The organism is Acrocarpospora catenulata, assembly GCF_018476525.1.
GTDB classification, from domain to species: Bacteria; Actinomycetota; Actinomycetes; order Streptosporangiales; family Streptosporangiaceae; genus Acrocarpospora; species Acrocarpospora catenulata.
In genome coordinates this window covers 1-13,929 of sequence record NZ_JAHCST010000109.1, presented here as the reverse complement: position 1 = coordinate 13,929, position 13,929 = coordinate 1, and the positions used below count along the sequence as shown (strand labels likewise).

The 13,929-nt window shown below is 70.3% G+C and carries 13 protein-coding genes; 10 read left to right on the top strand and 3 right to left on the bottom strand.

The features are described 5' to 3' along the window. Positions 1 to 435, top strand: a 435-nt coding sequence (locus tag KIP79_RS45245) for a lytic transglycosylase domain-containing protein (protein WP_214111261.1), incomplete at its 5' end; no start/stop codon positions are given. Here KIP79_RS45245 and KIP79_RS45240 read toward each other — a convergent pair. Continuing rightward, positions 422 to 1,381, bottom strand: a complete 960-nt coding sequence (locus KIP79_RS45240; protein WP_214111260.1) for a ferrochelatase — start codon at positions 1,379 to 1,381, stop codon at positions 422 to 424. The genes KIP79_RS45245 and KIP79_RS45240 overlap by 14 nt on opposite strands. 72 nt (positions 1,382 to 1,453) lie before the next feature. Here KIP79_RS45240 and KIP79_RS45235 point away from each other — a divergent pair, with 72 nt between their 5' ends. Continuing rightward, positions 1,454 to 3,433, top strand: coding sequence for a S9 family peptidase (locus KIP79_RS45235; protein WP_214111259.1), 1,980 nt, complete (start codon positions 1,454 to 1,456; stop codon positions 3,431 to 3,433). Between the two features lie 9 nt (positions 3,434 to 3,442). Next, positions 3,443 to 4,234, top strand: a complete 792-nt coding sequence (locus KIP79_RS45230) for an inositol monophosphatase family protein (protein ID WP_214111258.1) — start codon at positions 3,443 to 3,445, stop codon at positions 4,232 to 4,234. Between the two features lie 68 nt (positions 4,235 to 4,302). Here KIP79_RS45230 and KIP79_RS45225 read toward each other — a convergent pair whose 3' ends face one another. Then, entirely contained in the window at positions 4,303 to 4,467 is a 165-nt protein-coding gene (locus KIP79_RS45225) for a hypothetical protein (RefSeq protein ID WP_214111257.1), read from the bottom strand. A 218-nt stretch (positions 4,468 to 4,685) separates the two neighbouring features. On the opposite strand from KIP79_RS45225, the gene KIP79_RS45220 reads away from it, so the two are divergent. The 5 genes from KIP79_RS45220 to KIP79_RS45200 all read left to right on the top strand — a co-directional run bounded on the left by KIP79_RS45220 (position 4,686) and on the right by KIP79_RS45200 (position 9,795). Further along, positions 4,686 to 5,339, top strand: a complete 654-nt coding sequence (locus KIP79_RS45220; protein WP_214111256.1) for a response regulator transcription factor — start codon at positions 4,686 to 4,688, stop codon at positions 5,337 to 5,339. Positions 5,340 to 5,434: 95 nt separating this feature from the next. Beyond that, positions 5,435 to 6,724, top strand: a complete 1,290-nt coding sequence (locus KIP79_RS45215) for a sensor histidine kinase (protein ID WP_214111255.1) — start codon at positions 5,435 to 5,437, stop codon at positions 6,722 to 6,724. A 333-nt stretch (positions 6,725 to 7,057) separates the two neighbouring features. Beyond that, positions 7,058 to 7,357, top strand: coding sequence for a DUF4193 domain-containing protein (locus tag KIP79_RS45210; RefSeq protein WP_214111254.1), 300 nt, complete (start codon positions 7,058 to 7,060; stop codon positions 7,355 to 7,357). A gap of 19 nt (positions 7,358 to 7,376) precedes the next feature. Beyond that, positions 7,377 to 8,159 (top strand): hypothetical protein, encoded by a 783-nt coding sequence (locus KIP79_RS45205; protein WP_214111253.1) that lies wholly within the window; start codon positions 7,377 to 7,379, stop codon positions 8,157 to 8,159. A 259-nt stretch (positions 8,160 to 8,418) separates the two neighbouring features. Next, positions 8,419 to 9,795, top strand: coding sequence for an alpha,alpha-trehalose-phosphate synthase (UDP-forming) (locus KIP79_RS45200; protein WP_214111252.1), 1,377 nt, complete (start codon positions 8,419 to 8,421; stop codon positions 9,793 to 9,795). A 97-nt stretch (positions 9,796 to 9,892) separates the two neighbouring features. Here KIP79_RS45200 and KIP79_RS45195 read toward each other — a convergent pair whose 3' ends face one another. Continuing rightward, positions 9,893 to 10,180, bottom strand: a complete 288-nt coding sequence (locus KIP79_RS45195; RefSeq protein ID WP_214111251.1) for a DUF4235 domain-containing protein — start codon at positions 10,178 to 10,180, stop codon at positions 9,893 to 9,895. A gap of 72 nt (positions 10,181 to 10,252) precedes the next feature. On the opposite strand from KIP79_RS45195, the gene valS reads away from it, so the two are divergent. Next, positions 10,253 to 12,781 carry a valine--tRNA ligase gene (gene valS, locus KIP79_RS45190; RefSeq protein ID WP_214111250.1) on the top strand — a complete coding sequence of 843 codons (2,529 nt, stop codon included), beginning with the start codon at positions 10,253 to 10,255 and terminating at the stop codon, positions 12,779 to 12,781. 81 nt (positions 12,782 to 12,862) lie between these two features. Continuing rightward, the coding region (locus tag KIP79_RS45185) for an AI-2E family transporter (RefSeq protein WP_250214913.1) at positions 12,863 to 13,929 on the top strand (1,067 nt) is incomplete at its 3' end.

Genomic DNA, 13,929 nt, shown 5'->3' with positions numbered 1-13,929 from the left:
CCCACCCGGCCCACCACCCGCCCCGCCCAGCAGGTGCTGGTCGGCCGCCCGGAGAGCTATCTGGAGCTGTACCAGCGCAGCGCCGGGGTCTGCCCGGGTCTGTCATGGACCGTGCTGGCCGCCATCGGGCAGGTCGAGTCCAGCCACGGCCGCAACAACGGCCCCTCCTCGGCGGGGGCGCTCGGGCCCATGCAGTTCATGCCGGCCACCTGGAAGGCGTACGGGGTGGACGGCGACGGGGACGGCCAGGCCGACATCTGGAGCGCCTACGACGCGGTGCCCTCGGCCGCCAACTACCTGTGCGCCAACAAGGCGGGCCAGGGCGGGGAACAACTCAGGAAGGCCGTCTGGCACTACAACCACTCCTGGGACTACGTGGACAAGGTGCTCGGCCTGGCCCAGGCGTACGCGCTGGCGTACCCTACGCCGCCCTGACCCGCTTCGGAGCGGGGCAGCACGTGGCCGGGCAGGCCACCGGTTCGGGGCCTTCCAGCAGTTCCTTGATCATGGAAACGAACCGGGGATGGGTGCCCGCGGTGCGCGCCCGCGCCAGCCGCATGCCCAGTTCCTCGGCCTTGGCCGCGGCCTCCACGTCCAGGTCGTAGCGGACCTCCATGTGGTCGGAGACGAACCCGATCGGCACCAGCACCACCGCGTCGGTGCCCTTGTCGTGCAGCCGCTCCAGGTGGTCGCAGACGTCCGGCTCCAGCCACGGCACCTGGGGAGGGCCGCTGCGGCTCTGCCAGACCAGGTCGAAGTCCTGCCGGCCGCACGCGGCGGTCACCAGCTCGGCCGTCCGGTGCAGCTGCGACTGGTAGGCCCCGCCTTGTGGACCGGCCGTGTCGGCCATGCTCAGCGGGATGCTGTGCGCGGTGAACACCAGCCGGGCCCCCTGCCCGGCCTCCGTGAGGGCGGCCCGGGTGTGGTCGGTCATGGCCGCCACGAACCCGGGGTGGTCGAAGAAGTGCGGCAGCTTCACCAGCTCCGGCGCGTCCGGCACGGCCGCCCTGGCCCTGGCGATGTCCTCGATGTACTGGCGGCAGCTGGAGTAGGAGCTGGTGGCCGCCGTGGCGAAGGCCGCCGCCCGGCGCACGCCGTCGGCCTTCATCTGGCGGACCGTGTCGGTCAGGAACGGATGCCAGTTCCGGTTCCCCCAGTAGATCGGCAGGTCGACGATCTTCTCCAACTCGGCGATCAGGTCCCGGCACTGCTGGTTGATCGGGCTGACCCCGCCCATGCGCTGGTAGTGCGCCTCGACCTCAAGTAGCCGTTCGCGCGGCACCCCCCGGCCGCGCACCACGTTCTCCAGGAAGGGCAGCACGTCCTCCGGGCGCTCCGGTCCACCGAACGACACCACGACGAGCGCCTCATAATTCCCCATGCGCTCCAGAGTAGGCCGACCCGGGTTCAGTCCCTTTCTTGGTCCTTGCGTTTTACGCGGTAGGTTCGACTGATGACCTCGATCTTCCAAGACCTGCGAAGCTACGTCGCCCACCCGAGGATCGTCGCCCTGCGCCTCGCCCCCGACGGGACCCGGCTGGTGGCCGTGGTGCAGTCTCTCCAGCCTGACGGCAAGTCCTATGGCACGGCGCTGTGGGAGATCCCCACCGGGCCGGGGGCGGAGCCGTACCGGCTGACCAGATCGGCCAAAGGCGAGGCGGGCGCCGAGTTCACCCCCGGCGGGGAATTGCTGTTCGTCTCCCGCCGCCCGGACCCGACCGAGAAGGACTCCGGGCCCGAGGTGCCCGCCCTCTGGGTGCTGCCCGAGCGCGGCGAGGCCCGCCGCCTGGCCACCCGCCCCGGCGGGATCAACGCGGTACGGGCCGCGGGCGGCGCCGTCGCGTACCTGGCCCAGGTCCTGCCCGGGGACCTGGACACCGAGGCCGACCGGCGCAAGGCCAGGGAGGAGGCCGGGGTGACCGCGATCGTGCACGACGGCTACCCCATCCGGTACTGGGACCACGACCTCGGCCCCGCCCAGACCCGGCTCTTCTTCGCCGAGCCGGGCACCGACCCCGCCGAGGCCCGCGACCTGACCCCCACCCCCGGCCGCGCCCTGGACGAGTGCTCCTTCGCGGTCACCCCGGACGGCGCCACCGTGGTCACCACCTGGCGGGTGCCCACCAGGGAGGGCCATTCCCGGACGGAACTGGTCGCCCTCACCGGCGGCGAGCGCCGGGTGCTCGCCGCGCAGGACGGCTACGACTTCGGCGGCCCGGTCCGGATCTCGCCCGACGGCCGGTACGTGGCCTGCGTGCGGGAGAGCCACGGCTCCATGGACGAGGCCGTCTACTCCGACCTCTGGGTGATCGAGCTCGGCACCGGCGAGGGCCGTCCGTACGCGGGCGAGTTCATCCCGATGGACCTCGCCTGGGTCCCCGGGAGCCACGACCTCTACGTCATCGCCGACCACCAAGGCCGCCGCCCGATCTTCCGGGTCACCCCGGACACCGTCACCCGGCTGACGACCGACGACGGCGCGTACGCCGAGCTCAACCCCGCACCGGACGGCAGCGTCTACGCCCTGCGCGGCTCGGTCGGCTCGCCCGCGGCACCGGTCCGCGTCACCCCGGACGGCGCCGTCGAGCACCTGCCCTCACCCGCTCCCGCCATCGACCTTCCCGGCACCCTCACCGAGGTGGGCGCCACCGCCGAGGACGGGACCGACCTGCGGGCCTGGCTGGTGCTCCCCGAAGGGGCCGACGCCGAGAACCCCGCCCCGCTGCTGCTGTGGATCCACGGCGGCCCCGTCTCCAGCTGGAACGACTGGTCCTGGCGGTGGAACCCGTGGCTGATGGCCGCCCAGGGCTACGCCGTGCTCCTGCCCGACCCCTGCATGTCCAGCGGGTACGGCCGGCAGATGATCCAACGCGGCTGGGGCGACTGGGGCCCGGTGACCTTCGGCGACCTGATGGCCGTCACCGACGCCGCCGTCAAGCTCCCGGAGATCGACGACCAGCGGGTGGCCGCGATGGGCGGCTCCTTCGGCGGCTACATGGCCAACTGGGTGGCCGGCCACACCGACCGGTTCAAGGCCATCGTGACCCACGCCTCCCTCTGGAACCTGGAGCAGTTCGCCGGGACCACCGACGCCTCCTCCTACTGGGAACGCGAGTTCGGCGCCGTCGGCTCCGACCGCCTCCGCGCCCTCTCCCCGCACCACTCCCTGGACCGCATCCGCACCCCCATGCTGGTCATCCACGGCGACAAGGACTACCGCGTCCCGATCGGCGAGGCCCTGCGCCTCTGGTGGGACCTCCAGCGCTCCGAGGTGGAATCCCGCTTCCTCTACTTCCCGGACGAGAACCACTGGGTCCTCAAACCCGGCAACGTGATCGCCTGGTACGAGACCGTCCTGACCTTCCTCCACCGGCATGTGGAGCCCTCTTTCGGGCTGCCTGAGCTGAGCGGTCTCGTCGATCTCGGGCACTAGCCTTGAGGTATGTCCTATGAGGAGTTTCTCGATCTAGCTCGGGAGATCGCCGTCGAGGCGGGCGAGCGGCTGGCCAAACGCCCCGCCCGCCCCGAGGTGGTCGATACCAAGTCCAGTCCCACCGACGTGGTCACCGCGCTCGACCGGGAGACCGAGGAACTGATCCGGGCCAGGATCAAGGCGGCCCGGCCAGGCGACGCGGTGCTCGGCGAGGAGGGCGGGGAGACCCCCGGCGAGGGCAGGGTCCGGTGGATCGTGGACCCCATCGACGGGACCGTCAACTTCCTGTACGGGCTGCCCGCCTGGGCGATCAGCATCGCGGTCGAGCTCTCGGGCGAGGTGGTCGCCGGGGTGGTGAACGTGGTCCCCACGGGGGAGGTGTTCACCGCCACCAAGGGTGGGGGCGCCTGGCTGGCGGGGGAGCGGCTGCGCTGCAACACTGGGGTTCCGCTGGACCGGGCGCTGGTCGCCACCGGGTTCGGTTACGAGGTGGCCAGGCGCCGGGTCCAGGGCGAGGTGGTGGCGCAGGTGTTACCGCGGGTCCGCGACATCCGGCGGGGCGGCTCGTGCGCGGTGGACCTGTGCTCGGTGGCCGCCGGGCGGGTCGACGCCTACTACGAGCGAGGTCCCGAGTACTGGGACTTCGGCGCGGGTGGGCTGGTGGCCACCGAGGCCGGTGCCAGGATCGGCGGCCTGCACGGCAAGCCGCACAGCAGAGAGATGACCATCTGTGCGGCGCCGGACCTGTTCCCCGCGCTGCACGACCTGCTGGCCCCGCTCGACCCGGAAAGGGACGCCTGACCGCACGCCGACGCCCCCGCCGGAGTCAGGCCTTTGGGGGCGTCGAAGTGAGGGCAGCGCCGGGGTTCTCAGCGCTGGATCGGGATTCCGTGGTCGTCGGCCAACCTCCGGAGATCCTCGATCTCGGCGGTGAGGGTGTCGGCGAGGAAGTCGTCTCCGCTGGACCTGGCCTCCTGGAGTCCCTTGTAGGCCTGGTCGAGCCTGGTTTCGATCGTCGTCGTGAACTCGCCCATTTCTCACCTTCTTTCTTAAGTCCACCTGGGGAGACGCGTGCCTTCCCCGGCACTGGACAGAGGGGTGTGCACTGCTCTACCCAACGACGTAGAGGTTCTAAACCATCAGATTCATATGCGGTACATCACGTAACTCCACGCTGCTTACCGTGGACTTACGGCAACACCCCGGAGAATGGGGTACGCCCGGTGCGGGGGCTGATGAGGAGGATGGCGAGATGCGGGTTCTGGTGGTCGAGGACGAGCGGGTGCTCGCCGACGCGATCGCGACCGGGCTGAGGCGCGAGGCCATGGCGGTGGACGTGGCCTACGACGGGGCCGAGGCGCTGGAGAAGACCGGTTACATCGACTACGACGTGATCGTGCTGGACCGTGACCTGCCCAGGGTGCACGGCGACGAGGTGGCCCGGCGGCTGGTGGCCGACCGCTCGGCCTCCCGGATCATCATGCTCACCGCGGCCGGTGACGTGGACGACCGGGTGGCCGGCCTGGACCTGGGGGCCGACGACTACCTGGCCAAGCCGTTCGCCTTCCTGGAGCTGATCGCCAGGGTGCGCGCCCTGGGCCGCCGCTCGGCCCCGGCGCTGCCGCCGGTGCTGGAGCGGGCCGGGGTCCGGCTGGACCCGGGCAAGCGCCTGGTCACCCGGAACGGCGCGGAGATCGCCCTGACCAAGAAGGAGTTCGCGGTCCTGGAGGAGCTGCTGCGCGCCGACGGCGCGGTGGTCAGCCAGGAGGACCTGCTGGACAAGGCCTGGGACGAGCACATCGACCCGTTCACCAACGTGGTGCGGGTGACCATGATGACGTTGCGTAAGAAGCTCGGTGAGCCGCAGGTGATCGAGACGGTGCCGGGCGTGGGGTACAAGCTGTGACAGAACCACAGAGGCAACCGGCAACACAGGGGCCGGCGGCGCCGTCGCTACCGCAGGCACCGCCGACGCAGCCGATCTCGTTGACGCCGCCGCGCATGACCTCCGCCATGGGCACCGGCCCGTACCGGAGCCAGCCGCCCCCGCCGAGCGGCCCGCCCGTCTGGGACGGCCCGCCGCCGCCCCATCCGCACCCGGTGGGCCACGTCGGGCTGGCCGACCGGCTCAAGGAGCTCTCCAACCGGATCAGCATCCGCTGGCGGCTCACCCTTACCTACAGCGCCCTGTTCTTCGTGGCCGGCGCGCTGCTCCTGGTGGTCATGTACATCCTGGTCCGCCCGGTGCTCGACGAGGCGCTCCGCGTGCTGGACGTGAAGATCTCGGTGCCCGCCAACGCGCCGCAGGACATCATCGACTACTACCAGCGACAGTTCGCCGCCCAGACCGCCGAGGTCACCAACACCGTGCTCTCCGGCCTGGTCACCCGCGGCCTGATGGCCCTGCTCGGCATCGGCATCATCGCCGTCATGCTGGGCTACCTGGTCGCCGACCGGGCGCTGCGGCCGGTCAAGCAGATGACCGCCACCGCCAGGAAGCTGTCGGAGACCTCGCTGGCGCACGAGCGCATCGATCTCCAGGGGCCCGACGACGAGCTGAAGGAGCTGGCCGACACCTTCGACGCCATGCTCATCCGGCTGAACACCGCCTTCGACGCCCAGCGCAGGTTCGTCGACAACGCCTCGCACGAGCTGCGCACCCCGCTGGCCATCAACCGCACGGTGCTGGAGGTGGCGCTCTCCGACCCGGAGGCCTCGGAGGACCTGAAGGTGCTTGGCCGCACCCTGCTGGGCACCAACGCCAGGAACGAGCGGCTGATCGAGGGCCTGCTGCTGCTGGCCCGGAGCGAGCGCGAGCTGGTGGTGCGCAAGCCGGTGGAGCTCCAGGAGGTCGTGCGGACCGCGGTCGAGCAGCTCGCCCCGTACGCGGCGGAGGAGCAGGTCAAGGTGGAGTACGACCTGCACACCGCCCCCAGTACAGGGGATCCGGTGCTGCTGGAGCGGTGTGTGGCCAACCTGGTGGAGAACGCGATCAAGTACAACACCGGGCCGGATGGAAAAGTCTGGGTGCGATCGGGAATTGTCGGACGGGACGCCGTTGTTCAGGTCGCGAACACCGGGCCGCATGTGCCCGCGTACGAGGTGGACATCCTGTTCGAGCCGTTCCGGCGCTCGCAGGCCGACCGGGTGCAGTCCGCCAAGGGCGCGGGGCTGGGGCTCTCCATCGTGCGGGCCATCGCGCGCGCGCACGGGGGAACGGCGACCGCCGTGCCGCGGGAGGGCGGCGGACTCGTGGTGACCGTGCGGCTGGCGGTGCCCCCGGGTGGGTGAACGACCTGGGTGAGTGCCGTGGCCGGGATGCTCGGCGACCTACCGGCGAATCCGTCGGCGCGCTGATCGGACCCTGCTGCACATCACCCCCGCACATGTGGTTGGATGTGCCGTCGAACGCGGTGGGTCATCCCGCCAATGCTGTGGTTTCGCCATATTTGGCTAACTGCGGCCTTGCCCGGGACGGCGCCCGCGGGTCGGAAGGTTCGTTGGTCTCGTATCCGGGGTACCGAATGCAAATCTCATGGAAGAAGCGGGCACAAGATGGACCTTCCGAGCGTTAACACGCGCGACGTCGCGCAGACAGATAGATGAGGGGGATGGAGTACGCACATGGCTACCGACTACGACAGCCCGCGCAAGACCGATGATGACCTGGGAGAGGACAGCCTCCAGGAGCTTCAGGCGCGGCGCAGCGACAAGTCGTCGGGCAGCATAGACATCGACGAGACCGACCTGGCCGAGTCGCTGGAGCTGCCCGGGGCCGACCTGTCCAACGAGGAGCTCTCGCTGCGGGTGATCCCTCGGCAGGCCGACGAGTTCACCTGCTCACGATGCTTCCTGGTGCACCACCGCAGCCAGCTGGCCTCGGAGAAGAACGGGCAGCAGGTCTGCCGCGAGTGCGCCGCCTGACTGAGGGAAGGGGCCTTCGATGGCTTCTGATGCGGATCGGGCGAAGGAATCACCGGACGAGGTAGCCGAGCTGGTCGGCAAGCTCGTCGCGCAGGACGGGTCCCCAGGGGAGACGGACGGGGCCGAGCGGCGGCGGCTGCTCGGCCGTCTCGGCACCGCGCTGGCCGTCTCCGCGCGCAAGGCGGGCCAGTCCGGGATCGGACGGGGCCGCTGGCTGGCCGACGTGTTCATGAACATCGCGCCCCGGCTGCCGATCCGTGATCTCGCCACCCTTCAGGAACATCACTACGGGCTCACCGGCGAGCAGCTGGCCGACGACTTGGTCCGTACCGCGGTGAAGGCCACCACGGCCGTAGGCGCGGTCGGGGGCGCTCTCGCAGCGGGCCAGTTCGCCGCCCCTCCTCTGCTGCTCTCCGCCCCCGCTCAGCTGGTCGCCGAGACCCTGGTGGTGGCCGCCATCGAAGTCAAGCTCCTGGCCGAACTGCACGAGGTGTACGGGGTGCAGGTGCCGGGCAACGGGGGTCAGCGGGCCACCCAGTTCGCGGTGGCCTGGTCCAAACAGCGCGGGGTCGACCCGCTCCATCCGGCGTCGGTGACGCTGGCGCTCGGCGCCGCGGCCAAGACGTCGCTACGCAACCGCCTGATGCGCACGCTCGGGCGGCATCTCACCACGCTGGGCCCCTTTCTCACCGGGGCGGTGGCCGGCGGGGCGCTCAACCGGGCCGCGACCAAGCGGCTGGCCGAGGCCGTACGGGCCGATCTGCGCAGGCAGCGCGCACTACCCCCACCCTCCGCCAGCTAGCTCCGAGGTTTGATACCAAACTGTAACCAATTGGTCTAAACCTCTTGGTAACCAGGGCCGACCTGCGGGAGATCATTCTCACACCCTGCTTAATGAATTGTGCAGCTTGTGAGGGGTATGGGTTGTTCGGGGGACCTTCCGTATGGTTGTCCCAAGGCGATGGTTAATGAGAAACGCGCCCCTGGAACCACCGTGCGACCACCCAGGGTGGCGTTCAGGTGGGCCTCCAGGACTCGTCCTCATTAAAACTGGAGGGCTCATGCGTGGCACCAGCTCGTTCCTGATCGTCGCGAACCGGTTGCCGGTCGACCGAGTGGGCGAAAAGAAATGGCGCCGCAGTCCCGGCGGCCTAGTCACCGCGATCGCGCCCGTCATGCAGCGCCGGGATGGCGCCTGGCTGGGCTGGACCGGCGCCGCCGGAGAGGAGCTGAAGCCGTTCGACCACGACAACATGCATCTCATCCCGGTGCCGCTGTCGTCGATGGAAGTGGAGTTCTACTACGAGGGCTTCTCGAACGCGACACTCTGGCCGCTCTACCACGACGTGGTGGCCACCCCGGTCTACTCCCGGGTGCTCTGGGACGCCTACCGGGCGGTCAACGACAGGTTCGCCAGGGCCGCCGCCGACGCGGCCGCCCCGGGCGCGGTGGTCTGGGTGCAGGACTACCAGCTCCAGCTGGTGCCGGCCATGCTCCGCAAGCTCCGGCCGGACCTGAAGATCGGCTTCTTCCTGCACATCCCGTTCCCCCCAGCCGAGCTGTTCTGGCAGCTGCCCTGGCGGCGCGAGCTGCTGGAAGGGCTGCTCGGCGCGGACCTGGTCGGCTTCCAGCGGCCGGGCGGCGCGTCCAACTTCGTCCGGCTCTGCCGCCGGGTGCTGGGCGTGCCCGCGGTCAAGAACGAGATCCACCTGGACGACGAGCGCACCGTACGGGCCGAGGCGTTCCCCATCTCGGTCGACTTCGGCGAGCTGGACCAGCTGGTCAGGGAGCCGCACATCATGACCAGGGCCAAGGAGATCAGGGCCGAGCTGGGCGACCCTGAGCACGTGCTGCTCGGGGTGGACCGGCTCGACTACACCAAGGGCATCGGGCAGCGGCTCAAGGCGTACGGCGAGCTGTTCGCCGAAGGCAGGATCGAGCCGGGCCAGGCCGTGTTCGTGCAGGTGGCCACGCCCACCCGGGAGCGGGTGGAGGAGTACATCCGGCTCCGCAACGACATCGAGCTCCAGGTCGGCCGGATCAACGGCGAGTACGGCCTGTTCGGGCGGGCCCCCATCACCTACATGCACCAGTCCTTCGGCCGGGAGGAGCTGGCCGCGCTGTACTGCGCCGCGGACGTGATGATGGTGACCCCGCTGCGGGACGGCATGAACCTGGTGGCCAAGGAGTACGTGGCCTGCCGGCACGACCTGCGGGGCGCCCTGGTGCTCAGCGAGTTCGCCGGGGCCGCCGACGAGCTCCGGCAGGCGTACCTGGTCAACCCGTACGACATCGACGGGATGAAACGCACCATGCTCACCGCCATGCAGGCGCCCCCGCACGAGCTGGGACGGCGCATGCGATCCCTGCGCCGCCGGGTGGCCACGCACGACGTGGACCGGTGGGCCGACGAGTTCCTGACGGCCCTGGAAGGTTAGCCGGATCAATGAAGGTTATTCAAAAGCTCGCCCGTTGATCGGGTCACCAGAGGCAGGTGGCTCGCTTCAACGGCGCCGGGCTCCTTTTGAATAACCTTCAGTCCTTGAGGTCCTGGGCCGCGGCTTTCCAGCTCTGCCAGCGTTTCGCCGCGGCCCGGGTGGCGATGATCCGGGCCACCTCCATGCCCAGGCCCATCACCACCGCGTAGGCGATCGCCTCGCCCAGGCTCACGTCGGGGGAATCGGCGTTGGCGGGGGGCTTCTTACCGGTGGTCTTCTCCCAGGCGAAGGTGAGCACCTTCTTGGAGGCGAAACCGACGGCCAGCCCGACCAGGCCGCCGACGATGCGCCACTGCAGGTCCGGCTTCTCCACGTCACCCGCCATGATGATTCCTCCTCGGTAACGACCCTAGTGCCTGCCCGCGCCTGGCGGACCTACGCCATACCATCGGGTGGCATGACGACTCAGCGATCCGCGCCCCCAGAACGTCCCACCCTTGACGGGCTGGAGACGGTATGGGTAGCCCGCTGGGAGGCCGACGGTACCTACCGTTTCGACCGGTCGAAGACGCGCGACCAGATCTACTCGATCGACACCCCGCCGCCGACCGTATCCGGTTCGCTCCATGTCGGGCACGTCTTCTCTTATACCCACACCGACACGATCGCGCGGTTCCAGCGCATGCGCGGCCGTGCCGTCTTCTACCCGATGGGCTGGGACGACAACGGGCTGCCCACCGAACGCCGGGTGCAGAACCACTTCGGCGTGCGCTGCGACCCCTCGGTGCCGTACGACCCGCAGTTCCAGCCGCCGGACAACCCCGGCAAGCAGCAGGTGGCGATCTCCCGCCGGAACTTCATCGAGCTCTGCGAGCGGCTGACCGTCGAGGACGAGAAGGCGTTCGAGGAGCTGTGGCGGCGGCTGGGCCTGTCGGTGGACTGGTCGCTCACCTACGCCACCATCGACGCGGTCTCCCGGGCCGCCTCGCAGCGCGCCTTCCTGCGTAACCTGGCCCGCGGCGAGGCCTACCTGGCCGAGGCGCCCACCCTCTGGGACGTCACCTTCCGCACCGCGGTGGCCCAGGCCGAGCTGGAGGACCGGGAGTGGCCCGGGGCCTTCCACCGGATCGCCTTCCACCTCACCAGGGAACAGCAGGCCCAGGGCTTCTCGGACCGGGTCTGGATCGAGACCACCCGGCCCGAGCTCATCCCGGCCTGCGTGGCGCTGGTCGCCCACCCGGACGACGAGCGGTACCGGCCGCTGTTCGGCACCACCGTGCGCACCCCCGTCTTCGGGGTCGAGGTGCCGGTGCTCAGCCACCACCTGGCCGAGCCGGACAAGGGCTCCGGCATCGCGATGATCTGCACCTTCGGCGACGTCACCGACGTCACCTGGTGGCGGGAGCTGGACCTGCCCACCCGGGCGGTGATCGGCTGGGACGGGCGGCTGCTGCCCGAGCCGCCCGAGGGCGTGCCCGCCGAGCCGTACAAGGAGCTGGCCGGGAAGAGCGCGCACGGCGCGCGCGAGCGCATCGTGGAGCTGCTGCGCGAGGCGGGGGAGCTGGACGGCGAGCCGCGCCCGGTGCGCCGCCCGGTCAAGTTCTACGAGAAGGGCGACCGCCCGCTGGAGATCGTCACCACCCGCCAGTGGTACATCCGCAACGGCGGCCGGGACGAGAAGCTCCGCCGGCAGCTGCTGGACCGGGGCCGGGAGCTCACCTGGCACCCGCCGCACATGCGGGTCAGGTACGACAACTGGGTGGGCGGCCTGGCCGGGGACTGGCTGATCTCCCGGCAGCGCTTCTTCGGAGTGCCCATCCCCGTCTGGTACCAGCTGGACGCCGAGGGCGAGCCGATCCACGAGGCGCCCATCCTGCCGCCGGAGAGCGCGCTGCCGGTGGACCCGTCCACCGATGTGCCGCCCGGCTTCGCCGAAGAGATGCGCGGCAAGCCGTACGGTTTCACCGGGGACCCGGACGTGATGGACACCTGGGCGACCTCCTCGCTCACCCCGCTGATCGCCGCCGGCTGGGAGCGCGACGGCGACCTCTTCCAGCGGGTCTTCCCGATGGACCTGCGCCCGCAGGCGCACGAGATCATCCGCACCTGGCTCTTCTCCACCGTGGTCCGCTCCCACCAGGAGCAGGAGGCCCTGCCCTGGGCGCACGCGGCCATCTCCGGCTGGATCCTGGACCCCGACCGGAAGAAGATGTCCAAGTCCAAGGGGAACGTGGTCACCCCGCTGGCGCTGCTGGAGGAGTACGGCTCCGACGCGGTGCGCTACTGGGCCGCCAACGGCCGCCCGGGCACCGACACCGCCTTCGACACCGGCCAGATCAAGATCGGCCGGCGGCTGGCCATCAAGATCCTCAACGCCGCCCGGTTCATCCTGGGTTTCAACGAAGGCTTCGGCGAGCAGGACGGTCCGGTCACCGCCCCCGTCGACCTGTCCCTGCTGGCCGGTCTGGACGCCCTGGTCACCGAGGCCACCGAGGCGCTGGAGAGCTACGACTACACCCGGGCGCTGGAGCGCACGGAACGCTTCTTCTGGGAGTTCTGCGACGACTACCTGGAACTGGTCAAGGCCCGCGCCTACGACGGCGACGCCTCCGCGGTCGCCGCGCTCCGGCACGCGCTGGACGTGCTGCTCCGGCTCTTCGCGCCGTTCCTGCCGTTCGTCACCGAGGAGGTCTGGTCCTGGTGGCGGGACGGCTCGGTGCACCAGGCGGCCTGGCCGCGGCCCCGGGGCTGGGACGGCGACCCCGCCGTGCTGGCGGCGGTGGCCGAGGTGCTCCGCCAGGTGCGCCGGGCCAAGTCGGCGGCCAAGCTCTCGATGCGGGCGGAGGTGTCCCGGCTGGAGGTCTCCGGCGACGGCGCCGCGCTGGTCCGGCCGGCCCAGGACGATCTGTGCGCGGCCGGCGGCGTGGAGGAGTTTGTGCTGGAGCCTGGGGAAGGGCCCCTGGAGGTGCGGACCATCCTCGGATAAACGGTTGCGCGACCGGGAACGTGACGTGCCAGGCTGGATGAGGTGATCCAACATTCGGTGATCACGGAAAAGGAGCCGCCGATGGAGCGTCAGCACCGCCGCGGGGCCGGGGTGCCGCCCATCCTCAACACCATGGCCGCCTGGAGCTGGCGGGTCATCGTGATCGGTGCGCTCGTCTACGTGTTCGTGATGATCATCGCCCGGCTCAGCTTCGTCGTGATCCCGGTGGCCGTCGCGTTCCTGCTGACCGCGCTGCTCTACCCGCTCACCGGCCGGTTGCGCGCGGTCGGCATGCGGGCCATCTACGCGACCTGGCTCACCATGCTGCTGGCGTTCACCTTCATCGTCGGGGTGGGCTTCCTGATCGGGTTCCGGGCCAACGAGGAGTTCCCCCGGCTGGTGACGCAGATCCAGAAAACCGTCCGGGAGGGCCAGAACTGGCTCATCAACGGCCCCATCCACCTCAAAGAGGCGCAGATCGCCGACTTCGTGGACGAGATCACCCGGCAACTGGAGCAGCGGCGCGGCCAGATCACCAGCACCGTGCTCACCGGCGCCACCGCCATCATCGAGGTGCTCGCCGCCATCGTCCTGCTGCTGTTCATCACCTTCTTCCTGCTCAAGGACGGGGACCGGATCTGGGCCTGGTTCCTGCGCGCGTTCGGCTCCGGCGCGTCCCGGGTGGACCGGGCGGGCCGGGCGGCCTGGCGGACCCTGTCGCACTACGTGCTGGGCACGGTGGCGGTGGCGGCGGTGCACGGCATCGTGATCGGCGTCGTGCTGGCGGGCATGCGGGTGCCGCTCTGGGCGCCGCTGGCCGTACTGGTGTTCCTGGCCAGCTTCATCCCGATCGTCGGGATCTTCTTCGCCGGGGGCGTGGCCACCCTGGTGGTCTTCGGCTCCCAGGGCTGGGTGTACGCGTTGATCTTCGTCGGCATCCTGGTGGTGGAGCAGCAGCTGGAGAACCACGTGCTCCAGCCGCTGATCGTCGGCCGGGCGCTGGCGTTCCACCCGCTGGCGATCATCCTGGTGCTGGCGATAGGCGGCGTGCTCGGCGGTATCGCCGGGGCCGTGGTGGCCGTGCCGGTGACCGCGGTGATCTACCGGGCGCTGCCCGAACTGCTCCGCGACACCCCGCCCGCCCTGCC

Bases quoted from the DNA above. Each gene is read 5' to 3' on its own strand.
- KIP79_RS45240 (WP_214111260.1), bottom strand. From the start codon at position 1,381: ATGGGGAATTATGAGGCGCTCGTCGTGGTGTCGTTCGGTGGACCGGAG.
- KIP79_RS45235 (WP_214111259.1), top strand. From the start codon at position 1,454: ATGACCTCGATCTTCCAAGACCTGCGAAGCTACGTCGCCCACCCGAGG.
- KIP79_RS45230 (WP_214111258.1), top strand. From the start codon at position 3,443: ATGTCCTATGAGGAGTTTCTCGATCTAGCTCGGGAGATCGCCGTCGAG.
- KIP79_RS45225 (WP_214111257.1), bottom strand. From the start codon at position 4,467: ATGGGCGAGTTCACGACGACGATCGAAACCAGGCTCGACCAGGCCTAC.
- KIP79_RS45220 (WP_214111256.1), top strand. From the start codon at position 4,686: ATGCGGGTTCTGGTGGTCGAGGACGAGCGGGTGCTCGCCGACGCGATC.
- KIP79_RS45215 (WP_214111255.1), top strand. From the start codon at position 5,435: ATGACCTCCGCCATGGGCACCGGCCCGTACCGGAGCCAGCCGCCCCCG.
- KIP79_RS45210 (WP_214111254.1), top strand. From the start codon at position 7,058: ATGGCTACCGACTACGACAGCCCGCGCAAGACCGATGATGACCTGGGA.
- KIP79_RS45205 (WP_214111253.1), top strand. From the start codon at position 7,377: ATGGCTTCTGATGCGGATCGGGCGAAGGAATCACCGGACGAGGTAGCC.
- KIP79_RS45200 (WP_214111252.1), top strand. From the start codon at position 8,419: ATGCGTGGCACCAGCTCGTTCCTGATCGTCGCGAACCGGTTGCCGGTC.
- KIP79_RS45195 (WP_214111251.1), bottom strand. From the start codon at position 10,180: ATGGCGGGTGACGTGGAGAAGCCGGACCTGCAGTGGCGCATCGTCGGC.
- valS (WP_214111250.1), top strand. From the start codon at position 10,253: ATGACGACTCAGCGATCCGCGCCCCCAGAACGTCCCACCCTTGACGGG.